Source organism: Paraburkholderia sp. RL18-085-BIA-A (assembly GCF_046027075.1).
Lineage (GTDB): Bacteria > Pseudomonadota > Gammaproteobacteria > Burkholderiales > Burkholderiaceae > Paraburkholderia.
Map to the genome: position 1 here is coordinate 1 of NZ_JARESU010000098.1, position 23,184 is coordinate 23,184.

The 23,184-nt window shown below is 60.8% G+C and carries 26 protein-coding genes and 1 pseudogene; 20 read left to right on the top strand and 7 right to left on the bottom strand.

All coding sequences use genetic code 11. The features are described from left to right. Positions 1 to 126: 126 nt before the first annotated feature. Both P0D89_RS37945 and P0D89_RS37950 read right to left on the bottom strand, forming a co-directional pair. Positions 127 to 897 carry an SDR family oxidoreductase gene (locus P0D89_RS37945; protein WP_408364452.1) on the bottom strand — a complete coding sequence of 257 codons (771 nt, stop codon included), beginning with the start codon at positions 895 to 897 and terminating at the stop codon, positions 127 to 129. A gap of 516 nt (positions 898 to 1,413) precedes the next feature. Further along, positions 1,414 to 1,572: a hypothetical protein gene (locus P0D89_RS37950; RefSeq protein WP_408364450.1), complete on the bottom strand. Its 159-nt coding sequence runs from the start codon at positions 1,570 to 1,572 to the stop codon at positions 1,414 to 1,416. 39 nt (positions 1,573 to 1,611) lie between these two features. Between P0D89_RS37950 and P0D89_RS37955 the strand changes: the two genes are divergently transcribed. The 9 genes from P0D89_RS37955 (at position 1,612) to P0D89_RS37995 (ending at position 9,623) form a co-directional block, all read left to right on the top strand. Further along, entirely contained in the window at positions 1,612 to 2,673 is a 1,062-nt protein-coding gene (locus tag P0D89_RS37955) for a LacI family DNA-binding transcriptional regulator (RefSeq protein WP_408364448.1), read from the top strand. Positions 2,674 to 2,858: 185 nt separating this feature from the next. Continuing rightward, positions 2,859 to 3,803 (top strand): substrate-binding domain-containing protein, encoded by a 945-nt coding sequence (locus tag P0D89_RS37960; protein WP_408364446.1) that lies wholly within the window; start codon positions 2,859 to 2,861, stop codon positions 3,801 to 3,803. A 50-nt stretch (positions 3,804 to 3,853) separates the two neighbouring features. Then, positions 3,854 to 4,642: an ATP-binding cassette domain-containing protein gene (locus P0D89_RS37965; RefSeq protein ID WP_408364444.1), complete on the top strand. Its 789-nt coding sequence runs from the start codon at positions 3,854 to 3,856 to the stop codon at positions 4,640 to 4,642. 2 nt (positions 4,643 to 4,644) lie between these two features. Further along, positions 4,645 to 5,652 (top strand): ABC transporter permease, encoded by a 1,008-nt coding sequence (locus P0D89_RS37970; RefSeq protein WP_408378098.1) that lies wholly within the window; start codon positions 4,645 to 4,647, stop codon positions 5,650 to 5,652. Between the two features lie 3 nt (positions 5,653 to 5,655). Further along, positions 5,656 to 6,738 (top strand): phosphotriesterase family protein, encoded by a 1,083-nt coding sequence (locus P0D89_RS37975; protein WP_408364440.1) that lies wholly within the window; start codon positions 5,656 to 5,658, stop codon positions 6,736 to 6,738. 130 nt (positions 6,739 to 6,868) lie between these two features. Then, a complete protein-coding gene (locus tag P0D89_RS37980) occupies positions 6,869 to 7,645 on the top strand; it encodes a glutamine amidotransferase (protein WP_408378100.1) in 777 nt (258 codons plus the stop codon). A 32-nt stretch (positions 7,646 to 7,677) separates the two neighbouring features. Continuing rightward, a complete protein-coding gene (locus tag P0D89_RS37985) occupies positions 7,678 to 7,821 on the top strand; it encodes a hypothetical protein (protein ID WP_408364436.1) in 144 nt (47 codons plus the stop codon). Then, entirely contained in the window at positions 7,818 to 8,780 is a 963-nt protein-coding gene (locus tag P0D89_RS37990; RefSeq protein WP_408364434.1) for a ribokinase, read from the top strand. Before P0D89_RS37985 ends, P0D89_RS37990 begins: the two co-directional genes overlap by 4 nt. Positions 8,781 to 8,786: 6 nt before the next feature. After that, complete coding sequence (locus P0D89_RS37995; RefSeq protein ID WP_408364432.1) at positions 8,787 to 9,623, top strand: BtpA/SgcQ family protein; 837 nt, start codon at positions 8,787 to 8,789, stop codon at positions 9,621 to 9,623. Between the two features lie 95 nt (positions 9,624 to 9,718). On the opposite strand, the gene P0D89_RS38000 is transcribed toward P0D89_RS37995, so the two are convergent. After that, the gene (locus P0D89_RS38000) at positions 9,719 to 9,967 is read right to left on the bottom strand and encodes an acetamidase/formamidase family protein (protein ID WP_408364430.1); all 249 of its coding nucleotides are present in this window, start codon (positions 9,965 to 9,967) and stop codon (positions 9,719 to 9,721) included. Positions 9,968 to 10,149: 182 nt separating this feature from the next. Between P0D89_RS38000 and P0D89_RS38005 the strand changes: the two genes are divergently transcribed. Together P0D89_RS38005 and P0D89_RS38010 are read left to right on the top strand one after the other, a co-directional pair. Then, positions 10,150 to 10,320, top strand: coding sequence for a hypothetical protein (locus P0D89_RS38005; RefSeq protein WP_408364428.1), 171 nt, complete (start codon positions 10,150 to 10,152; stop codon positions 10,318 to 10,320). Between the two features lie 21 nt (positions 10,321 to 10,341). Further along, complete coding sequence (locus tag P0D89_RS38010) at positions 10,342 to 11,052, top strand: IS6 family transposase (protein WP_408378103.1); 711 nt, start codon at positions 10,342 to 10,344, stop codon at positions 11,050 to 11,052. A gap of 106 nt (positions 11,053 to 11,158) precedes the next feature. On the opposite strand, the gene P0D89_RS38015 is transcribed toward P0D89_RS38010, so the two are convergent. Next, a complete protein-coding gene (locus P0D89_RS38015; protein WP_408364426.1) occupies positions 11,159 to 11,698 on the bottom strand; it encodes a DUF4142 domain-containing protein in 540 nt (179 codons plus the stop codon). 746 nt (positions 11,699 to 12,444) lie between these two features. On the opposite strand from P0D89_RS38015, the gene P0D89_RS38020 reads away from it, so the two are divergent. Next, a complete protein-coding gene (locus tag P0D89_RS38020; protein WP_408364424.1) occupies positions 12,445 to 13,164 on the top strand; it encodes an IS6 family transposase in 720 nt (239 codons plus the stop codon). Positions 13,165 to 13,245: 81 nt separating this feature from the next. Here P0D89_RS38020 and P0D89_RS38025 read toward each other — a convergent pair whose 3' ends face one another. Beyond that, on the bottom strand, positions 13,246 to 13,416 hold the full coding sequence (locus tag P0D89_RS38025) for a hypothetical protein (protein ID WP_408364422.1): 171 nt from the start codon (positions 13,414 to 13,416) through the stop codon (positions 13,246 to 13,248). Positions 13,417 to 13,653: 237 nt separating this feature from the next. Continuing rightward, positions 13,654 to 13,968 carry an HU family DNA-binding protein gene (locus tag P0D89_RS38030; protein WP_408364420.1) on the bottom strand — a complete coding sequence of 105 codons (315 nt, stop codon included), beginning with the start codon at positions 13,966 to 13,968 and terminating at the stop codon, positions 13,654 to 13,656. An 882-nt stretch (positions 13,969 to 14,850) separates the two neighbouring features. Between P0D89_RS38030 and P0D89_RS38035 the strand changes: the two genes are divergently transcribed. From P0D89_RS38035 to speB, 8 genes and pseudogenes are all read left to right on the top strand, one after another. Continuing rightward, on the top strand, positions 14,851 to 15,708 hold the full coding sequence (locus P0D89_RS38035) for a transporter substrate-binding domain-containing protein (RefSeq protein WP_408361122.1): 858 nt from the start codon (positions 14,851 to 14,853) through the stop codon (positions 15,706 to 15,708). Between the two features lie 35 nt (positions 15,709 to 15,743). Further along, positions 15,744 to 16,406: an amino acid ABC transporter permease gene (locus P0D89_RS38040; protein WP_408361124.1), complete on the top strand. Its 663-nt coding sequence runs from the start codon at positions 15,744 to 15,746 to the stop codon at positions 16,404 to 16,406. Between the two features lie 21 nt (positions 16,407 to 16,427). Further along, positions 16,428 to 17,081 (top strand): amino acid ABC transporter permease, encoded by a 654-nt coding sequence (locus P0D89_RS38045; RefSeq protein WP_408378101.1) that lies wholly within the window; start codon positions 16,428 to 16,430, stop codon positions 17,079 to 17,081. Further along, a complete protein-coding gene (locus P0D89_RS38050; RefSeq protein ID WP_408361128.1) occupies positions 17,078 to 17,962 on the top strand; it encodes an amino acid ABC transporter ATP-binding protein in 885 nt (294 codons plus the stop codon). Before P0D89_RS38045 ends, P0D89_RS38050 begins: the two co-directional genes overlap by 4 nt. Further along, a pseudogene (locus P0D89_RS38055) lies at positions 17,959 to 19,216 on the top strand (M20 family metallo-hydrolase). The gene P0D89_RS38050 and the pseudogene P0D89_RS38055 overlap by 4 nt, the downstream one beginning before the upstream one ends. A gap of 13 nt (positions 19,217 to 19,229) precedes the next feature. Then, on the top strand, positions 19,230 to 19,937 hold the full coding sequence (locus tag P0D89_RS38060) for a DUF1989 domain-containing protein (RefSeq protein ID WP_408361130.1): 708 nt from the start codon (positions 19,230 to 19,232) through the stop codon (positions 19,935 to 19,937). Positions 19,938 to 19,968: 31 nt separating this feature from the next. Further along, on the top strand, positions 19,969 to 20,610 hold the full coding sequence (locus P0D89_RS38065; RefSeq protein ID WP_408361132.1) for a cupin domain-containing protein: 642 nt from the start codon (positions 19,969 to 19,971) through the stop codon (positions 20,608 to 20,610). A 10-nt stretch (positions 20,611 to 20,620) separates the two neighbouring features. Next, complete coding sequence (gene speB, locus P0D89_RS38070) at positions 20,621 to 21,562, top strand: agmatinase (RefSeq protein ID WP_408361134.1); 942 nt, start codon at positions 20,621 to 20,623, stop codon at positions 21,560 to 21,562. A gap of 612 nt (positions 21,563 to 22,174) precedes the next feature. Here the strand turns inward: speB and P0D89_RS38075 are convergent. Beyond that, positions 22,175 to 22,885, bottom strand: coding sequence for an IS6 family transposase (locus P0D89_RS38075; protein ID WP_408361250.1), 711 nt, complete (start codon positions 22,883 to 22,885; stop codon positions 22,175 to 22,177). Positions 22,886 to 23,184: the final 299 nt, after the last annotated feature.

The window sequence follows — 23,184 nt, forward strand, 5'->3', positions numbered from 1 at the left end:
GATGAAGAATTCTAGCGCTTCAAAAATGCGTTTTGACACAGTCTGGGCCGAACGCAGCCTCATGCGATGTGCATATGCGTCCCCCGCATAGGGCAAGAATCGGTACCACTTTGTGCCCAGTTGCTTTCAATCGTCCGTCTTTCCGGGCCTCATTGCAGCCGCAGGCCACCCGCCCGAAAAGTCAATTACAGCGCCAGTCAGGAACCGGGACTGTGTCGATGCGAGGAAGCAGATCAGTTCGCCGATCTCTTCCGGCCTGCCTAGCCGACCCGCCGGCACCGAAGACCTGACATAGTCACGACCCTCAGGCTGGTCTATGAAGATAGCGCGTGGATAATAAGCCTCGCTATACAGGAAGTTCGGTGCCACTGCGTTGACGGCAATGTTAAGTGGCGCAAGTTCGACGGAAAACGATCGAACCAATGCATTCGCAGCATCCCTCGCGGCATCAGGAATGGCGCCTCCGTGCATTGGCAGCTTTGTCCGGCACGATGTCACTAATACGAGATTCCCGCCGCCCTGATGTCTCATACGCGGGATTGCCGCCTTTACCAAAGCGAAAGGACCGATCACCAGCTTTTCTAGCGTCTGCCGCAGGTCGTCCAGTGATGCATCCACAGTGGGCCGATGGATAGCGGGAAAGTGGTCGTTACTGACAATGGCATCAACCCGCCCAGTGACGGCCCATGCGGCTTCGACCAGCAGCTCAACACTTTTGCCGCTCACACGCTCGACACTGCCATTCACGTTCGAAAAGTGCTCCCACGCGATGTCGTCCACGAAGGAATCATCGTGGGCAAGCACGCGGAATCCTGCATCCAGCAGTGCTGCTACGGCAGGCGGCCCGGCATAGTCCGACGCATTCGTCACAAGTGCAACCTGTTGCTCTTTCTTCACAGCCGCTCCTCCTGGTGGTTCCGAAGCCGCGCGATCCGATGGACACCAGCGACCGCGCCTCCCTCGCGTCTGGCTATGGCGAATCCCGATGTTCGGCTCAGCGCTCCATACTCGACGTCCGGCCCGTTTCGACATCGCCTTATGCGAATCGCGTCACGAGTTTCCCCCTGTCCATGCGTTGAAACAGTTTAGGCGTTCAATGCGCGTCGAGCAGTGATCCTCTCGCAAGGCCACATCGCGCACATGATGATTCTGGTTCTCTATTGACCAGCGGCCACGGATGGCCATCTGACAGGTTGCGGCGCTCATGACGGATGTACTGACCCACCATGCGGTTTCGCTGGTGCGGACCCAGCCGTCAGCGCGGTGGCGGCGTTCGACCGTACGCGAGCCGCTGACGATCTGCCGCGGCTGCCAGTCAATCTTCCAGCCAGTATTCCGGCACACTCCAGATGCGCACGGTACGCGTCTCGATACGGCTGTACCGGCTCGGATTGTCTGGACACGTTTTGCAATTCAGGTGGCCTCGTTCAGGGTGGCTGCCTGACGGGCTTCATGGGGTGATATGAAGCCCAGTTTTTCGAGACGCCAGTGGCGATTGTAACGATCCTTGAACTCGACGACCGCAGCCCGGACTTCCTCAAGATTCCTGATGATCGTGCCATTTTTTTTCACCGCACGTTACACTAGCCGCGAAAATTCCGGGAACCTCACTTGGCAAAAGTCTCCACGATCCGCGATGTCGCCGAATTGGCCAACGTGTCCAAGGCGACGGTCTCGCGTTACCTCAACGGTACGTTGACGCTGCCGGCGGAAACCAGGAAGCGCGTCGACGACGCCGTGATCGCCCTCAACTATCGGCAGAACAGTCTTGCGAGGCGTCTGAGCATCGGCAGCAGCGAGACCATCGGCCTCGCGATGCCGGACGTTGCCAACCCGTTCTTCGCGGAACTCGCCGACGCGGTCGAAGAAGCCGCCTCCGAAGGCGGCTTCGGACTGTCGCTGTGCATCACGCGCAACCAGCTCGAACGCGAAGCGCTCTATCTGAGCTGGCTCGACACCCAGCATCTGGACGGCCTGATCTTCGCCACCAATCGCCCCGACGACGGCTCGCTGCAGAAGCTGATCGGCGAGCGCAGGAACATCGTGCTTATCGACGAGGACGTACCGGGCGTCGATGTACCCAAGGTATTCGTCGACAACGCCGAAGGCGGCTATCTGGCCACCAAACATCTGATCGACGCCGGCCACACCCGCATCGCGCACGTCAGCGGACCGGAAACGCTCTTCACCGTGCGTGAGCGTCTGGCTGGCTACCGGCGTGCGCTCGACGAGGCCGGCCTGCCGTTCGACGCGTCACTCGTGCTGTTCGGCGCCTACGACCGCCGCTTCGGCCAGTTGGCCGCTGCCGAACTGATTGCACGCAAGAACGCCCCCACCGCCGTCTTCGCCGGCAGCGACTATCTTGCGGTTGGCATGCTGGAGACGCTGCGCGACCGCGGGTTTGAAGTGCCGCGCGACATGTCGATCGTCGGCTTCGACGACATGGAATTCGCCAGCCTGCTGATGCCGCCCATCACCACGCTGCGGCAGTCCGCGCGCGAACTCGGCCGCGCGGGCGTCGCCATTCTGCTGGCCATGCTCGCCGCCGATCCCGGCGAGGCCGCGGGCGCAGCAGCCGCCCTTGCTCCCGGTGCGGCGCTCGGCGCACCGGTACATCGCCTGCCGGTGCGGCTGATTGAACGCGCGTCGGTCGCGCCGCCCCGCAAGACTTAGTCTTCTTTGGTATTTACCCTGGTCTTTATTGAAACGGTTGACATCCCAATACTCTCCATTTAACTTCAATAAACCGGTTTACAAGAAGGCGGGCGCAATCTTGGTTGCGTCCTTTGAAAGTCTTTTCCACTCACGGGACGGCGCCATTCCACGCACCGCGCCGCTTACTCAGAAAAGGGATTTCGATGAACGCACCACATCCTTTGCGCCGGCTCGCGGTCACCCTCTTCGCGCTGTCACTCATCGGCTCCAGCGGCAGCGCGTTCGCCGCGGACAAGAAGATCGCACTGGTGCAGATCAACCAGGAGGCACTCTTCTTCACACAGATGGACCAGGGCGCGCAGGCCGCCGCGAAAGCAGCCGGCGTCAACCTTGAGATCTACAACTCGAACAACGACCCGAACGCGCAGAACAACGCCATCGAGACGTATATCCAGCAGAAAGTGGATGCGATTCTCGTGGTCGCGATCGACGTAAACGGCATCAAGCCCGCCATCAGCGAAGCGAAGAAAGCCGGTATTCCGGTGGTCACCATCGACGCCATCGTGAACGGCGACAACGCCGTGCAGGTGGGCGTGGACAACAAGAAAGTCGGCGTGGATATCGGCAAGTACACGGCGAACTACATCAACAAGAATCTGGGCGGCAAGGCGCAGATCGGCGTGGTGGGCGCCCTGAATTCGTTCATCCAGAACGTGCGGCTGGACGGTTTCAAGGAAGGTGTCGCAACGCCACCGGGTGCAAAAATCGTGTCCACCGTCGATGGCCAAAACGTGCAGGATCAGGCGCAAACTGCAGCTGAAAACCTGATCTCGGGCAATCCGAATCTGCAGATTGTCTATGCGACCGGGGAGCCCGCGCTGATCGGTGTGGTCGCAGCGGTTTTGTCGCAGGGCACGACGGATCATCTGAAGATCGTCGGTTGGGACCTGAGCGCGCAGGCCATCAAGGGCATCGACGCGGGCTTCGTCGCCGCTGTCGTGCAGCAGGACCCCGAAGGCGAAGGCAAGGCGGCAGTTGGCGCCGCGCTCAAACTGATCGCCAAACAGCCAGTCGAAAAGAATATCTCGGTGCCGGTCACCATCGTGACGAAAGCGAACGTGGACAAATACCGGGCTATCTTCAAGTAAGTGCAAGCGGGTTCAATCGAGCAGCAGATGCGCCGGACGAGGACATGCAGATGAATAGCGTTGCCATCCCTCCACGCGTACGCATGGAGAACATCATCAAGAGTTACGGCGCGGTGCAATCGTTGCGCGGCGTGAATCTGGAAGTGGCGCCCGGCGAAGTGCTGGGGCTCGTCGGCGATAACGGCGCGGGCAAATCCACGGTATCGAAGGTGCTGGCGGGCGCGGTTATTCCCGACGGAGGTCGCATCGAAATCGACGGCAACCCCGTGCATTTCACGGACCCCGGCGACGCCCGCGCGCATCACATCGAAATGGTCTATCAGGACCTGTCGCTGTGCGATACGGTGGATGTGGCCGGCAACCTGTTCTTCGGCCGCGAGCCGCTGCGCCGCGTGCTCGGCATTCCCATGCTCGACCACGCGAAGATGCATCACGACGCCCGCGAAATGCTGGATGGTCTCGGCATCCGCATTCCGAACACGCATCTCGATGTCGAAAATCTGTCGGGCGGCCAGCGTCAGGCGATTGCGATCTCACGCGCTGTGTCTTTCGATCCGAAGGTGCTGATCATGGACGAACCGACCGCAGCGCTCGCCGTGGCCGAAGTCGAAGCGGTGCTCGAACTGGTTCAGACCATCAGCCAGCGCGGCGTCAGCGTCATTCTGATCAGCCATCGCTTGCAGGACCTTTTCCTCGTCTGCGACCGGATCAGCGTGATGTACGAAGGACAGAACGTGGCGGATCGCAAGATTGGCGAAACGAATCTGGAAGAAGTCGTCGATCTGATCGTCGGACGTAAATTCAAGGCGCGCTCGGCGCGCGCGCTCTCGGAGGACTGATCGTGGAAATCGCCATGCACAAGGAAAAGGACCAGAAAGCGCCGCGCCGCTCGTTGCAACATCTGTTGGGCGGCAATGCGGGCGTGGCCAGCATTGCGGTGTTCTTCGTCTGCTGCGCCGTCGCTTTCAGCTTCGCCACCGATACCTTCCTCACCACCGGCAACCTGCTGAACGTGCTGCGCCAGAGCGCACCGTTGCTGATCGTCGCGACCGCGATGACGCTCGTGATCACCACGGCTGGCATCGATCTTTCGATCGGCTCGACGCTTGCGCTGGTTGGCGCACTCGCCGCCATTGCGCTGCACGCGGGAATGTCGGACAGCGTCGTCTTGATAGGCGGCCTCCTGCTCGGCGCGCTGATTGGTGCGATCAACGGCTACTTCATCGCGTGGGCCGGCATGCCCGCGTTTATCGTGACGCTCGGCACCTTGTCGGTCGTGCGCGGTCTTGCGTTGCTGATCACGCAAGGCTATTCGGTGCCGATCGAAAACGACGGCTGGTTCGTGCAACTCGGACGTGGTCATATTCTCGGCGTGCCGATGCCCGCCATCATCTCCGCCGTGATCCTGTTCGCCGGCTGGTTTACGCTGCGTCATATGCGGTTCGGGCGTTATGTGGTCGGTATCGGCACGAACGCGGAAGGTGTGCGCCGCGCGGGTGTCAACGTGCGGATCGTGACGTTGAAGGTCTACATTCTCAGCGGTGCGGCCGCGGGGCTCGCGGGTCTCATTACAACGGCGCGGCTCGGTAGCGGTTCGTCGAATCAGGGCGTCGGTTTCGAACTCGCGGTGATCGCCGCCGTCGTGCTCGGCAGCACGAATCTGTTCGGCGGACGCGGCACGATTCTCGGTACGCTGCTCGGCGCGCTGACGATTGCCGTGCTCGGCAACGGGCTGATCCTGATCCACGTATCGCCGTTCTATACGCAGATCATTCAAGGCGCGATCATGCTGCTCGCCATCTGGATGAACACGCGGATCTTTTCACAGCGGCGCGGCAAAAAGGCTTAAACGATGACGTCGATCTTCCGTCATGTTTCGCCGCTGCCGATTGGCGTGGACACCGGCCATGTGATGACCGTGCTCGGTCCCCTGCCCGTCGAGAAGATGGGCGTCACGCTGATGCACGAGCACATCCTGCTCGATGCCTCCGGCAAGTGGGTGCCGCCCTCATGCTGCGGCGACCGTCATATCGGCGAACAGAAAGTGCATATCGGCATTCTCGGCGCGCTGCGGATGAATCCGTTGATGAACCGCGACAACTGCCAGCTGTTCGATGTCGAAACCGCGATTGACGAGCTGATGCGTTTTCGCGAGCTGGGCGGCGAGACGGTGGTGGACCCAACCAATCTCGGCATTGGCCGCGATCCTGCAGCGCTGCAGGTCATCGCCCGGCGTACCGGCCTTAACATCGTGATGTCGACCGGCTTCTATCTGGAGCCCACGCATCCGCGCTACGTCAGCGAACGATCCATCGACGATCTAGCCGAACAACTGATTATCGAAGTGGGCGGCGCGGATCAAAAGCCTGATGTAATAGCGGGATTGATCGGCGAGATTGGTGTGTCCGCGGCCTTCACGGCCAACGAAGAGAAATCGCTGCGGGCCGCGGCGCGTGCCAGCGCGGCGACGCGCGTGCCGTTGTCGGTACATCTGCCCGGCTGGGTGCGCCATGGCCACCGCGTGCTGGATATCGTTGAAGCGGAAGGTGCGGACCTGCGTCACACCATCCTCTGCCACATGAATCCAAGTCACATGGATACGGAATATCAGCACACGCTCGCGCGGCGCGGCGCGTGGCTCGAGTATGACATGATCGGCATGGACTACTTCTACGCCGACGAGGCAGCGCAATCGCCATCGGATGAAGAGAATGCGCGTGCGATCAAGGCGCTGATCGACGCCGGCTTTATCGACCGTGTGCTGATGTCACAAGACGTATTTCTCAAGACCATGCTGACGCGTTACGGCGGTTACGGCTACGGCTACATCCTCAAGTACTTCGTGCCGCGATTGCGACGCCATGGTGTGACGGATGCGCAGATCGAAACCATGATGATCGGCAATCCGGCAAAGGTCTTTGCGCGGCAACGCTAAGCGCGAGCTACATGTTTGTCGCACAACTCGGCAGCGCTCATTCGACTCAAAAACAAATTCGGTAAACCGGTTTAACGCCGCGAGGACTGCCGCCGACACGGCGATCTTCGCGCCTCACAGGAGATTTCGCATGACCCAATCCGCCCAATCGGCCAAGTCGATATTGCTTGCGGGGGAAAGCTGGACCAGCACGTCGACGCACATCAAAGGCTTCGACCAGTTTCCGACGGTGACGTATCACAACGGCGCAAAGCTCTTTCTCGATGCGCTGAAAGACAGCCGCTATGCGATCACGCATATGCCTAGTCACGAAGCGCAGGAAGAGTTTCCGATCACGCTCGAAGGACTGCTTGCGTACGACGCGATCATCCTGTCCGACATCGGCGCCAATACGTTGCTGCTGCACCCCGATACGTGGTCCAAAAGCCAGCGCACGCCGAACCGCCTGAAACTACTGCGCGAATATGTGAAAGCGGGACGCGGCTTGATGATGGTGGGTGGCTATTTGAGTTTTCAGGGCATCGCCGGCAGCGCACGGTTTCGCGGCACGCCGGTTGAAGAGGTGTTGCCAGTCACTTGCCTGCCCCACGACGACCGCTGCGAAGTGCCGGAAGGATTCACGCCGCAGATCGTCGCGCAGCATCCGATCGTCGCCGGACTCGGCACCACGTGGCCGCATCTGCTGGGGTACAACGAGGTGCAAGTGAAGCCGGGCGCGACCGTGATTGCGACGGTGCCGGACACCGGGCATCCGTTGCTCGTCGCCGGCGAATACGGCGAGGGCCGCACGGTGGCCTGGACGAGCGACATGTCGCATCACTGGCTGCCACCGGAATTCTCGGACTGGGACGGCAATGCGACGCTATGGCTGAACTGTCTGGACTGGCTGACGTTGGCCGCGAAGTAATCTCCTCAGCCGCAAGAGGCGCAAGGGCCACCATGCACGCACTCGAGCTTATCGAACCAACTCGCAAGCTGGTCGCCGCCGACACGGTCAACCCGCCCGGCGACGAGCAATGGGATCGGCTGCTGGAAGCGGTCGATCTGTATCGCGGCGCCCTGACCGATTGGGCGGGGCGATGAGCACAGCCGTCAGTCCTACGCCGCGCATCTGCGTGGTCGGCAATGCGGCGATCGATCTGAGCCTGAACGTCGCACGCTTGCCGTCGCCCGGCGAAACCACGCTTGCTTTGGACAGCACGTCCGGCTTCGGCGGAAAGGGTGCGAACCAGGCCGTGGCCGCGGTGCGCGCGGGGGCATCGACGCTGCTGTTTGCCGCCGTCGGCGAAGACGCGGACGGCGACCGGCTGATCGCGCAACTGAACGCCGAAGGCATCGACACGCGCCATCTGCTGCGCATGCCGTGCCCGACCGATCTGTCCATCGTCACGGTGGATGCCGCCGGCGAAAACACCATCGTCACGCGCAACCTGGCTGCGGCCAACTATCGCCCGGACCGCTGTGCGTTGCACGAAGCCACGCGCGACGGCGACTGGATCGCGCTACAAGGCAACCTGAGCGCCGACGTCACCGCCGAGGTCCTGCGCACCGCGCGGCTCGGTGCGTGCCGCACGCTGCTCAATCCTGGGCCGGTCCGTTTCGATTGCATGCCCTTGCTGGCGGACCTGGATGTGCTCGTGGTCAATCGCGTCGAAGCCGCCACGTTGACCGCGCTGGACGACCCAGCGCTCGCCGCTGCCGCGCTGCATCGCGCCGGCGCGCACGACGTCTGCGTCACGCTCGGCGCGGACGGCGTACTTTGGTGCGATAACCACGGCACGCGGCATCTCGCAGCAGTGCCTGCTGAAGCCGTCGATACAGTCGGCGCCGGCGACGCCTTTTGCGGCACGCTTCTCGCCGCGCTGGCGCTCAAGCTGCCGATGCCAAACGCGTTACGCTGGGCGCAGGCGGTGGCCGCTTACGCGGTCGCCCGACCCGGTGCGCAAGCGAGCTTTCCCGAGCGCGCCGCGATGCGCGCGTTGCTGCACGCGGCAGTCCCGCAGTCTGTTCTTTCGTCAGTCACCTACTCTCAGGCACGTTGAATCGATATGGAAACTTCTTGTGTTGGCCGCGGGCGTCTCGACTGCGTCGAGCGGATTTTTGGCCGCGCGCGCGGCGTGGTGATCGGCGTGATTCACTGTCCGGCTTTTCCCGGCTCGCCGCGCTATCAGGGTGCCGCGAGCGAAGCGCTGTACGCCACCGCGCGTGCCGATGCGCTCGCGTATGCGAGCGGCGGCGTCGACGGCCTGATCATCGAAAATCACGGTGACGTGCCATTCTCGAAGCCCGACGATATCGGTCATGAGACCTCGGCGTTCATGGCGGTGACGGCGGATCGCATCGCACGCGAAACCGGACTGCCGATCGGCATCAACGTGCTGGCGAATGCGGCGATTCCCGCGCTCGCTATCGCGGCGGCGAGCCAGGCGGCCTTCGTGCGCGTCAATCAATGGGCCAATGCGTATGTCGCCAACGAAGGGCTGATCGAAGGCGCGGCGGCCAACGCGCTGCGTTATCGGGCGCGGCTGCGCGCGGACGGCATCAGCGTGTTTGCAGATGCGCACGTCAAGCACGGCGCGCATGCCATCGTGGCGGATCGCGCGCTGGAAGAACTGGTGCGCGACGTGGAATTCTTCGACGCCGACGCGATCATCGCCACCGGTCAACGTACTGGAGACGCCGCCAGCCCCGACTATCTGCGGCAGATTCGTGCGGCGACGACCTTGCCGCTGCTGGTGGGCAGCGGCTGCACGGAGCGCAACGTGGCGGAGATTCTGTCGATTGTCGACGCCGTGATCGTCGCCAGTTCGTTGAAGGTGGGCGGCGTGTGGTGGAACCCGGTCGACGAGGACAAAGTGCGGGGGTTTATGCAGGCGGCGCGGTAGAGCTCGTGCTCCTCGCCGGCGTCGACTCGCGACGAAGGGACATGGGCCCGGGGTGCTTTTTAGGCGCCGCGGACCACCAGTTGCGGTAACGCGCTCTAGCCACGCGCGAACAAGGTACGCGGCAGCATGCAGCCGACGACCCAGTTCGGTCTGTCGACGATCTCGTGGATCCTCAACTCCCCGACCATACCCATGATGGAATACGCCTCGTAGGGTTCGACGCCGAGACTGCGGGTCAGGGCATCTACCGCAAAGCGGCACGCATCCTGGGCCGCAAGAAACAGATCGGGTTGGACTCCAAGGAAGTTACGATACTCGGCTTCGGTATAGCTGGATGTGGACATATCGAGCACCGGCGCGAGCAGTTGTCAAATGACACAAAGTCGTCCGGACCCAAAGACCAGTTTATAAGGCACAGCGAGCAGTGCTGGACAACTTTGCGTCATTCCGAAGGAACTGTTAAAAGGCGTGGGGTTTTCGGCAGCGCTAGCATTGAACCTCGCCAGTACCTACATCGAGGTCCGCGATGAAAATCGTCGTTCGCATCGAACTGATTACCGACTGGGGTGATGTAAATACGATCGAGGTGGGCCGCATCGACCGGCCAAGCCAAACGCTCGATCAAGAATCTGTAGGGCTCTCATTGGCTCCGGTGCAAATCGGAGAAGCCAGTAGGTTAAGCTCCGGTTTTGACTAGCGCGCGCAGGCTATGAGTAAGCTGACAGACATCGACAGGCTGTTCAACGGCCGCCACTTCGACCGCGAAGTCATCGTCCTGTGTGTGCGTTGGTACCTGCGTTACAAGCTCAGCTTTCGAGACCTCGTTGAAATAATGGCCGAGCGCGGGCTGTCGCTCGCGCACACTACGATCATGCGCTGGGTCAAACGCTTCACGCCGGAGTTCGTCAAGCGCTGGAACCGGTTTGCAAAATCCGCTGGTCGTTCATGGAGAGTCGACGAAACGTATGTGAAAGTCCGTGGCAAATGGGTCTATCTTTATCGTGCAGTTGACCGCGCGGGAAAGACGGTCGACTTCCGGCTCAGCGCCAGGCGCGATGTCGCTGCGGCCAAGGCTTTCTTCGCGAAAGCGATGAGGAGTCAAGGGCTCGCTCCGAAGACAATCACGCTGGACGGTTACGCTGCGTCTCACCGCGCGGTGCGGGAAATGAAGGCGGACCAGTTTCTGCCCGCGGACACGACATTGCGATCGTCGAAGTATTTGAACAATTTGATCGAGCAGGATCATCGCAACATCAAGTCCAGGGTCAACGCAATGCTCGGCTTCAAACGCTTCAGGAATGCGGCCATTACGATATCGGGCGTGGAGTTGATGCATCGCATTCGCAAAGGTCAGTTCAACCTCGCACGGTTGCGCCTCAAAGATACCACTGCGCCCGCTGTTTGGAAGTCAGTCCTTTCAGCACGATGATGCAATGGTGAATACACCGTTTTTTGCTTGCGCCCGCAATTTGCACCACAGCCGTCGGACGCCGGCTCCAGATCGGATCGTCCTCACGCTGATCCCGTCGCGCAGATCATCGTCCAAACCTTGGGTGTTCCAGCGCCAACTGCAATTGGTGAGCTTGGTCGAGATGGAAAATAAAAGACAGGCGAGACCGGACGAGCAGTGTCTTCAATTCCGCGTTCGTCGTGGACCGAATGAAGGTGTTTACCAATTTGACCAGTTGCTGCAGGAAGATCACCTCGCGATCAAGGTACGCCTGGTCGAACTCGTGAGCTTCGACTGCATTGAGCCTCGCAAGGTCGTCGTAGCTCTGCTGCGCGAGCGCATCGCTAATCCCACTTCGTTGTGGAGTCGCTGCGAGTCTCTGCATCAATCCAGCGGTTTCCTGGTTGACCTGTCCATGCTCGTCAACCATCCGATTCGCGAAGAATCGTACGCTTGTCGACTGTGTTCTGCGCAAGGCTGTTTGGCCGGCCGCGATTTCCGCCTGATTCGCCACAAGGATGATGCCGACGATTTGTGCATCGGTCAGACCCGCCTCCTGTCCAAATGCGCAAATTGTCGATGCGAGGAGCAGCAACAGCGCTCCGGCGGTACGTTTAACGTTCATTGTTCCCCTCAAATTCGCGTTCCGGTCCTTAACGCACCGTTCACTGAGCGGCGTCTACAACACAGTAGACATGCTACGCTTCCTCGATGGCTACATGCGCGTGACGACGCCCGCCGAGGTCACGCATCCGGCCGAATTCATCGAGTTGAAGTGCCAGCAGCAGATGCAGACTTCTTGATGGTATCCGACCGCAAGCGCCAGGCTAACGCGCGACAGTTACCGGCTTGTCGTCACTCCCATGCCGATACGGACCGCCGCGCCAGGCAGCGAGGCATTCAACTTCCCGGCTGCATGAACTCGATCGCCGAACCGTCCGGCCCCACGGCGTAGAAAACCTTAGTACCTGCTTGCGGTCCCGCCGGAATGAGTTGCGGCACCCCTGCCGATGCCATCCAGTAGGCGCGATGCGCTGGAGCACCGCGTCGAGATCGTCGACGTAAAACGCGATGTGCATCGCGCCTACTTGGCATGGATCGGCAGGTACGTCCGTTCGTTGCTCGACGCCGCCATATTTCAGTGGTTCGACTCTCGCGGGGAGGGGTTGCTGGGATGGCCTGCTTTCGCGCGATAGTCCATCATTCGCACCGCACAATTCTGAATGCGCCTGCCTTTTGTCCGATATTCATCTGGCATCTGTGAATATCGTGGATTACGCTACTTTTTGCTATGCGACTTTATCAAAACGGTTGTGGTGCAATTCCGGCGCGTCGGTCTGTTACCCTTGAACTTTTGACGACCACGAGCCAATGAGCAAGCTGAAAGATCTCGAATGGTTGTTCAACGGGCGTCATTTCGACCGCGAAGTCATCGTCCTTTGCGTGCGTTGGTATCTGCGCTACAAGCTCAGTCTGCGTGATCTTGTCGAGATGATGGCTGAGCGCGGCCTGTCCCTCGCCCACACTACGATCCTGCGTTGGGTGAAGCGCTACACGCCGGAGTTCGTCAAACGCTGGAATCGGTTGGCTACGACAGCCGGTCAGTCGTGGCGAGTCGACGAGACCTACGTGAAGATTCGCGGCAAATGGGCCTATCTCTACCGTGCCGTTGACAGGGCGGGAAAGACGATCGATTTTCGCCTCAGCGCCAGGCGCGACGTGGCGGCAGCAAAGGCGTTCTTCGCGAAGGCAATCAGGACTCAGGGACGCGCTCCTGAGACGATCACGCTGGACGGCTACGCGGCATCTCATCGGGCGGTCCGCGAGATGAAGACCGACGAGTCACTACCCAGGCGAACGGAATTGCGATCCTCGAAGTACCTGAATAACCTGATTGAGCAGGATCACCGCCACATCAAAGCGCGGGTGAACGTGATGCTCGGGTTCAAGCGGTTCCGCAGCGCCGCCGTTACCCTCTCCCGCATCGAACTGATGCATCGCATTCGCAAAGGCCAGTTCGATCTCACCAGCATGCACCTCAAAGATACCACTTCGCCTTCGATCTGGATGGCGGTTCTTTCAGCTTGCTAAGGTTTCCGAAACATGGGCGATTTCTTGCCCTTCTACCGAGTTTGCACCACAGCCGTTGGCCCCACAATGGAGGGTGTCGGACTAGAACAGCTGGGCGCCAAGTTCGCGCAGGCTGTTCCATTTGACGGTGCTGACGAAAGTCCTGCCGGTCGTATCGAGTGACTCGATCATTGCGCGCTGCCCACGCGCTTCGGCGATCACACGCACGATGCGCGTCCGGTAGCGCAGCAGCGCACCGACCGATGGACACATCGGGTTTCGCCTGCTCCGCGGTCGTTTCTTTTCCATACGGCGATCTATATAGATGGGCAGCGAATCGAAGGGGCGACGGCATGTCGCAGCATCTCGCCCCCGATGCTACCGGGCCGGCTCGCCCAGGTCCAGGCTCACTGCACCATCAGACGACTCCCTGTCTCACCGGCAGACAGTAGCGGCGATGTGGCCGGCGGATTACCACCGGCAGGAGCCCGACCGATGGTTGCGTCGCGCTCAGCCGCCGTTCACCGCATCCTTGAATGTCTTGCCCGCCGTGAACTTGACCGTCTTCGCGGCCGGAATCTGGATTTCGGCCCCGGTGGCCGGGTTGCGGCCGAGCCGTGCGGCGCGCGCCCCGGTGGAAAACGAACCGAAGCCGATCAACTGCACGGTGCCGCCCTTCGTGACTTCGCCAGTGATCGCCGCGATCAGCGCATCGAGCGTCTCTCCGGTCGCCGCCTTGCTGTCGCCCGTCTTCGCCGCGACTGCGTCGATCAGTTCCTGCTTGTTCATGGTTTCTCCCTGTTGAGGTGGTGAAGATTTCGCCACCCTACCCGATCCGCAAGCCTCCCCGCAATCGGCACGCGACTGCGCCACCCCGGCTCGCCGGGATAGGCCGGCCGTTCCAGCTTCGCTAACCGTAGCCGTGTACTGATCGCGGTCCACGCTCCCGTGAGGGACTTTGCACGTGCAAAGTCCGGCATATCACGAAGGGTCAACGGCTATGGTTCTGCGCAGCAGACATCCCAGCGTCCCGGGTCGCGTAGCTCCCCGCCTCAGTCGCGCCTGCCCGCTTCTCCACATCTCCGCTCGCATCCGGCCACGCGCCAAGAGTGACCGCCCGGTGCTGCAGCGTCACTCCTGGTGCCGTCCGGCCACCACTTTCCCAAAACAGGGCCCGTGTCCGCAAACGAAGGGTATGAAAGCTGCAACTTTCATACCCTTCATTGGGGTTGTCGTACTTGCCGTGCGAATTCTGGCGGTTTGTTTCGAAAGATCCATATTGATCAATGGCTTGTGCAACCTTCGATTGCGCACAAGCCACAGCCGAGCCTTGCTGCAAGCGACTCTGCGTCTGACTACCGCCAGATTTCGCACCAACTGCACGATTACCCCTATATGCGCCTCGGATGTAGTCCGCTCAACGACACGCCGGCGACCCTGCCGGCGCCTCGCCACCACACCCTGCATAGGCCAACTTCGGTCCACTTTCTATCCCAGCCGCCCTCCTGCCAACCCAACGTTGTGCTTCAGGCACTCCTCGGGTGCGCGCATCCCTGCATTTCACTTCCTGGGTGCAATCCGCTGCCGACAGATATCCGTAGATCGTGGCCCACGACCGGCACAGTTCATGCTTAGTGAAATGTATTCAAGTTACTTGAATTAAATTCTCACGAATTTCCTAACCGCATCGAACTGCTCGGGAGCAACATGCATAAGCCTATCCGCACTCTGGTACTGTCATTGACCGGCGCGCTCGCGCTATGCGCGTCGGTCCCAAGCTGGTCGCAGAACAACGATCTGCTGTCCCGCATCAAGGCCAACAAGGAGATCACGATCGCCACCGAGGCGCGTTACGCGCCCTTCGAATACATCGACAACGGCAAGATCGTCGGGTATGACGCCGACCTCATGCAGTACGTGCTGAAGTCGCTACCCGACGTCAAGGTCAAGCAACTCGACCTGCCATTCCAGGGACTGCTGCCCGGCCTCGATGCCAAGCGCTTCGACATAGTCGTGACTGCGGTCACGGTCAATAAGGATCGCGCCAGCCACTTCGCGTTTACGCTGCCGGTTGCTGACGCGACCACCGGCGTGCTTCTACGCACCAACGAAAGCACGATCAAATCGCCGGACGATCTGAACGGCAAGATCGTCGGTTCGCAAACCGGCTCCGCGCAACTCCAGGCCCTCGTCGCGCTCGACAAAAAACTGAAGGACGCAGGTAGCCCAGGCCTCAAGCAGATCAAGCAATACGTCGCGTTCGACGAAGCTTACGCGGACCTCGCCGTTGGACGGCTCGATGCGGTCGCGCAATCGGTTGCCAATCTCGGACCGCTGATGAAAGCGCGCCCCGGCGTGTTCATGGTGATGCCTCAAACCATCGGCCCGAAGAGCTATTTCGCATGGGTTGCGCGAAAGGACGCCGATAGCGCGGAACTCGCCAAGCTGTTCAGCGACGGCATTGCCCGCGCGAACAAGGACGGCACGATGAAGAAGCTCCAGCAAAAGTGGTTCGGCACGACGATGGACGTGCCGTCCGGCGCGCTGCCCCAGCCGACGATGTAAAGCCACATGGCCCGCAATCCGTTCATCGAGACGACATGAACACGCCTGACCTTCTGACCCGTTGCCTCGGCTATCTGCCGCAGTTGCTGGCCGGCGCGCTGACCACCCTCTGGCTTTCAGCGGTGGCCGTACTGTGCGGCTTCTTCGCCGGCGTCTTCATCTACACGATGTCGGCCAGCGACAGCGCATTGCTGTCACGCGCGGCGCGGGTCTACGTCAGCGTGTTCCGCGGCACGCCGGTACTGGCGCAATTGCTGGTGTTCTATTACGTGCCATCTGCGATCGGATTGACGTTGCCGGGCGTGGTCGCGGCAGCGGTTGGCTTGTCGTTGAACACGGCGGCTTATCAATCGCAGATTTTAGGCGCTGGTTTCCGCTCCATTCCGCGCGGACAGATCGAGGCGGCGCGGACCTTCAATCTCACGCGGCGTCAGACGCTGTGGCGTATCGAAGTTCCGCAAGTAGTAGCCGTGACGCTGCCCGCGCTCGTGTCCGAGATGATCGATATCGTGAAGGCGTCGGCGGTGATTTCGGTGATTGCGGTGACAGACCTGATGCGCGTCGGTCAGCAACTGTCGTCGTCCAGTTACCGGCCCCTCGAAGTCTATACGCTCGCCGCGTGCTTCTATCTGGCCATCACGACGCTGCTTTCGCTCGCCGCACACGGCTACGAGCGGCGTCTCGCAAAGCGCATCTGATGCGGGAAAAGGCCGACTCCTATGAACGCATTTCTCTCCATGGTCCCACGCTTTGCCGATGCAATGCTGGTCACGCTCGAAGTCAGCCTGCTTGCCGCGTTTCTCGGCATGATCGGCGGATTCGCGCTCAACGCGTTGCGGATGCGTTTTAGCAAAGCGCTGGCCATTCCGTATAGAACCTACGTATGGCTGGTGCGTGGCATGCCGTATCTGTCGCAACTGGTGATCGTCTACTTCGGATTGCCCGTTCTCGGACTGACGATGACCGCTGCGCAAGCCACCATCGTGTCGCTATCGATCTACGCGGCGGCCTATTTCGCGGAGATTTTCCGCGCGGGCTGGGCGAGCATTCCCCACGGGCAAATCGAAGCGGCACGCGCGTTCGGCATTGGCAGACGGGCCGCGTTTCGCGCGATCGAGCTGCCCCAAGCCCTCGCATTCGCTGTACCGTTGCTGGCCAATCAGGTAATCCTGGTGATCAAGGAGAGCGCTGTCGCGTCGATCATCACGGTCCCCGAACTGACGATGACCGCGAGCGACATCGTGGCGTCCACGTACACGTATATCGGCCCGTACGCGATGTTGATCGTCTGCTACTGGCTGCTGACCCAAGCCGTCGCGCTGATCGCCGCGCGCGCGTCCGCGTTGATTCCTTTTTTGCAGAAGACCTCATGAGCGCACTCCCCATTCTTCAACTCAAGGCGGTCGGCAAGTCTTACGGCGCGACGCGCGTCCTCAAAGGCATCGACCTCGACGTGATGCGCGGTGAAATCGTCACGCTGATCGGACCGTCTGGTTCCGGCAAAACCACCGCGCTGCGCTGCATGAATTTTCTGGAAGCGTACGATGAAGGCGAAGTCTGGATCAAAGGTCAGTTGCTCGGCTATCGCTTGAATGGCCGCGCTGAACGCATTCGTGACAGCGACGAAAGCATCGCCGAAGTGCGTCGCCCCGTCGCGATGGTGTTCCAGCAGTTCAACCTGTGGCCGCATATGACGGTGCTTGCAAACGTTGCGGCGCCGCTAGTGCTGTCGAAGAAGATCGGCAAGGGTGAAGCGCGACGCAAGGCGCTCGCCGCGTTGCAGCGTGTCGGCCTCGAACACAAAGCCGATGCGTATCCCGCGCGTTTGAGCGGCGGTCAGCAACAGCGCGTCGGCATTGCCCGCGCGCTCGCGATCGAACCGGAAGTGATGCTGCTGGACGAACCCACGTCCGCGCTCGATCCCGAACTCGTTGAAGAAGTGCTCAGCGTGATCCGCTCGCTGGCGCAGGATGGCATGACGATGGTGATGGTCACGCACGAGATGAGTTTCGCGGCGAAGATCTCCGACAAGGTCGTGTTCATGGAGGCGGGAAAGATCGTCGAGGCCGGACCACCGGCGCAACTGTTCGGCAATACCCGTACACCACGTCTGCAGCAATTTTTAAAGCCGTGGTTCGATCGGAGCCTGTCGCCCACGCCGACATCCACGCCCAACGCGGACAACGCCGCTACGACCGGTTTAAACCCGCCAGAAGCGGCTTTGATCGTGACAGTCACCGGGAGAGGGGCATGACCAATCACCCGCTTAATGACGCCGCTCGTGTCGCCGGTCACGTCGATCCCGCGCGACTGCTGCACGCAGTCGACACGCTGGCGAGCTTCGGCGCGCGCGCCGACGGCGGCGTGGACCGGCCGGCATTGTCAGAGCGCGACATTGATGCGCGCCGCTATCTGATCGAACGGGCGACCGCGCTTGGCTGCACTGTCACCACCGACCATTGCGCGAACCTGTTCATCCGCCGCGCAGGCACCGAAAACCTGCCCCCGGTGATGACCGGCAGCCACGCCGATACGCAACCGAGCGGTGGCAAACTCGACGGCTGTTATGGCGTGCTGGCAGGCCTCGAATGCATCGAAGCGCTTAACGATGCCGGCATCCGCACATGTCGCCCTCTCGACGTGGTGGTCTGGACCAACGAGGAAGGCACCCGCTTTCAGCCTGGCGCGATGGGATCGAGCGCGTTCGTCGAACCCGCGCTGATCGAGAAGTATCGCACGGCCAGTGACGCGTCGGGCATCACTCTCGCCGACGCGCTAGCCGCGCATTCCCTCGCATTCCCGTCGCTCGCGACCCGCAATGAAACGCGAGCCGCGCACGCGTTTATAGAACTGCATATCGAGCAAGGGCCGCAACTCGAACTCGCCGGTATTCCGCTTGGCGTTGTCAGCGGTATTCAGGGCCTGCGCTGGTATTCGGTGACCTGTACGGGCGTCGCCGCGCATGCGGGCACCACGCCGATGCACGTGCGCCGCGATGCGATGTCGCTCGCCATCGACGTGCGCGCCGACATCGACGCATTCGCGAAATCGCTGGGTCAGGACGATACGCGCGTCACGTTCGGACGTTGGAGCGTTGCGCCGAATTCGATCAATACGATTGCGTCGTCGGTCACGTTCACCGTCGATTTCCGTCATCCCGACGACGCTGTCCTGGCTGCGTTTGACCAACAGATCGCGCATTGCGCGGAGCGTTTTCGCGTGACGCTGGAAGCACTTTTCTCTCACGCACCGGTCGCTTTCGACAACGCACTACGGACACGACTCGGCGAAGCCGCCGAAGCGCTGGATGCCCGCATATTGACGTTGACGTCAGGCGCATTTCACGACGCGATGTATCTGGCGCAACACTGCCCGACAGCGATGCTGTTCGTGCGGAGTCGCGAATGGCATCAGCCACAACCCACTCGAACATACCGACGACGATCACCTTGTGCTGGGCACACGCGCACTCGCGCATTGCCTCGCCACACTTTGCAACGAACCTTGATGAAGGAGTCACAATGAGCACCGTTTTCAATCATGACCACGCACACGAGCATACGCAGGACAACGGCACCGAAACCGGCCTGAACGCGACGCTGAACGAACCGATCTCCGCCGACGGCACGCCGGAGCTGGACAAGACCTACACAGTGCCGGCACGCTGTGGCCGCGCGGTGCGCGTGAAAGCGGGACAGACTATCCGCATTGCCAATCCGCATGGCACGCAAGTGTGCGACACCTGGATTTTCAACGCGGCGCATCTGAACGAATTCCTGTCGTTCGAACATACCCGCGCGTTTATCGACAAGGTGATCCCGCAAGCAGGCGATCCGCTCGTGACGAACCATCGTCGCCCGATTGCGAAACTGGTCACCGATACATCACCGGGCGTACACGATACGATGATCGCCGCGTGCGACCTGTACCGTTACAAGAACCTCGGCGTCGAGGGCTATCACGACAACTGCGCGGACAACATGCGTCTGGCGCTGAAGGCAATCGGCCTGCGCGCGCGCGAAGTGCCGCAACCGTTCAACTTGTGGATGAACATTCCGATCAAGTCCGACTATTCGATCGAATGGCTGCCGCCGGTATCGAAAGCCGGCGATCATGTCGACATCAAGGCCGTGATGGATTGCGTCGTGGTGATGTCCGCGTGCCCGCAAGATATCATTCCAATCAACGCATTGAATCCGCTCGAAGTCGAATTCACGGTGATGGCGTAACCGCTCTTCCAACCTTTCCGATAGGGCCACGGTGGCAACCAGAAAAACGAACTCCTCCCCGGGCAGCGGGCGGCCCTCATCCGGCACGGCCGCCGCGCCGCCGCAAGCCACGCCGGCCGATTCACTCGGCGTTCGTCTGAAACACGCGCGCATGGTGCGCCAGCTCACGCTGAAGGCGCTCGCCGCGCAGGCCGGCTGTTCGGCAAGCCTGCTGTCGAAGGTGGAAGGCGGTCACGCGACGCCTTCGCTCGCGACGTTGCACCGACTCGCGCTCGCGTTGTCGACCAATATCGCCGCACTCGTGTCCGGGCCGGATATCAACACGTCACCGGTGCAACGCGCGAAAGAGCGGCCGTCGGTCAGCTTTCCGACTGCGGGCAAGCGCGGATCGATCATGCTGGAGCGCGTAGTCGTGCCCGCTCCCGGTCAACTGCTGCAAGGCGACATTCACGTGATCGAACCGCACTCGAGCAGCGACGAGCAGATTTCGCACCTTGGCGAGGAGTTGGGCTATGTGATTGAAGGCGAGCTCGAATTGACGCTCGACGCCGAACGCTATCGCCTGCAAGCCGGTGATTCGTTCTACTTTCCCAGCAACGTGCCACACAGTTACTGCAATCCGGGCAAGGTCGTCACGCGCGTGCTGTGGATCAATACGCCGCCTACTTTCTAGGAATTTCAACATGTCAGCCACCGATCTCTCGCAGATGCAATTGCCGCGTTTCAGTGGCATCCCGACTTTCATGCGCGTGCCGCCGTGCACCGATCTGAGCGCGCTCGATATCGTGCTGGCGGGCGTGCCGTTCGACGGCGGCGTGACTGCGCGGCCAGGTGCACGATACGGTCCGCGCGAGATTCGCAATATGTCGACGCTAACGCGTTCGACGCATCACGTGACGCGTTTCAATCCATTCGAAGCCTGCCGGATCGGCGATATTGGCGATGTGCCGTTCACCGACCTCTACCATCTCGAACGCGCACACGACGATATTCGCCGTTTCTTCGAGCCGATTTTCGCGGCGGGCAAGATTCCGTTGAGCGCAGGCGGCGACCACTCGATCACGTATCCGATCTTTCAGGCGATGGACCCGAAAGAGCCCATCGCGCTAGTTCATATCGACGCGCATACCGATACGTGGGACAGCTTCAAGGGATCGAAATTCACGCACGGCGCACCGTTTCGACGCGCGGTCGAAGCGGGGTTGCTCAATCCGAAGCGAACGATCCAGATCGGCATTCGCGGCGCGCAGAATTCAGATGAAGGCTGGCGGTATTCGATCGATAACGGCATGCGTGTGGTGTTCATCGAAGAGTTCGACGCACTTGGACCAGCTGCGATTGCCGAAGAGGCGCGGCGGGTTGTGGGCGGTGCGCCCGTGTATCTGTCACTTGACGTCGACGGCCTCGATCCGGTGTACACGCCCGGCACTGGCACGCCGGAAATCGGCGGACTGACAACTCGTGAGACCCTGGCGCTGCTTCGCGGACTCGACGGCCTGAACTGGATCGGCGGCGATGTCGTCGAAGTCTCGCCGCCTTACGATCCGAGCGGAAACACGGCACTTGTTGCGGCAACGCTGATGTATGAAATGCTTTGCCTGTTCGCGAAACGTAAGGGAGCCTGACGGGCTGGCCGGCTAGCTCCGTGCCCGCAACGCTTCAGGGAGATTCAAATCCTGACCGAAGGGATCCGGTGCAAGTAGGGGCCGCGAATCGATTAGAGTTACCGCGTGAGCATACCCTCGCGGCCCACGACACGCGCGACCTAGATCGCGGCGGCGAACACAGGCAGTCTCGAAGAGGTTCCTCTACACGCGCATGAGCCTGCCGGTGGTCTTTCCAACCAGGGTTCCAGGTGCGTCGCATGGGCCCGCGTTGTAGTCGAGGTCGGTCTCGCGATTGCGAAGCATTGCTGGCAGAAGCACCTCAACGAGGGCCAGAAACGTGGTCAAGGTGAGGATAGGCAGTCCGGTTTTCATCGTGTCCAGTCATCAGGGTCGAGGCGAGGACGGCTTCTTGAACTGGGAATCGTTACGCAGCGTCATCATACAAACAAGGGTGCGTCGCGAAGTCGGCGTCCCCGTTCCCAAACGTGCTCCTCCTCACCCTTCATCAAGGTTAGGGCAGGTGATCATTTCCATTCTGCTCATGGAGTGAGTCGGGGCTCTTCTGGGTCGAGCGGAGGTCTGTGGTGCAAATTGCGGGCGCAAGCAAAAAACGGTGTATTCACCATTGCATCATCGTGCTGAAAGGACTGACTTCCAAACAGCGGGAGCAGTGGTATCTTTGAGGCGCAACCGTGCGAGGTTGAACTGACCTTTGCGAATGCGATGCATCAACTCCACGCCCGATATCGTAATGGCCGCATTCCTGAAGCGTTTGAAGCCGAGCATTGCGTTGACCCAGGACTTGATGTTGCGATGATCCTGCTCGATCAAATTGTTCAAATACTTCGACGATCGCAATGTCGTGTCCGCGGGCAGAAACTGGTCCGCCTTCATTTCCCGCACCGCGCGGTGAGACGCAGCGTAACCGTCCAGCGTGATTGTCTTCGGAGCGAGCCCTTGACTCCTGATCGCTTTTGCGAAGAAAGCCTTGGCCGCAGCGACATCGCGCCTGGCGCTGAGCCGGAAGTCGACCGTCTTTCCCGCGCGGTCAACTGCACGGTAAAGATAGACCCATTTGCCACGGACTTTCACATACGTTTCGTCGACTCTCCATGAACGACCAGCGGATTTTGCAAACCGGTTCCAGCGCTTGACGAACTCCGGCGTGAAGCGTTTGACCCAGCGCATGATCGTAGTGTGCGCGAGCGACAGCCCGCGCTCGGCCATTATTTCAACGAGGTCTCGAAAGCTGAGCTTGTAACGCAGGTACCAACGCACACACAGGACGATGACTTCGCGGTCGAAGTGGCGGCCGTTGAACAGCCTGTCGATGTCTGTCAGCTTACTCATAGCCTGCGTGCGCTAGTCAAAACCGGAGCTTAACCTACTGGCTTCTCCGATTTGCACCGGAGCCGTTAGTGGGGGCCGGGGTGTTGCTGAATGTACAGGTAGAGGCGCACATTGACCTCGCTCGTCCGTCATCGGACAGGCTGAACGCCGCCATCTGCGAGCAGGCGCTCCAGCATGGGGACGTACAATTTCTGGTCAGTCCGGTGTCCGGATCGGGGTTTTGATCCCCCGTGTGCCGCAGTTCTTCCTGTTGGCGAGGCGACGTCATTTAAGGGAACCCACACAGTGGG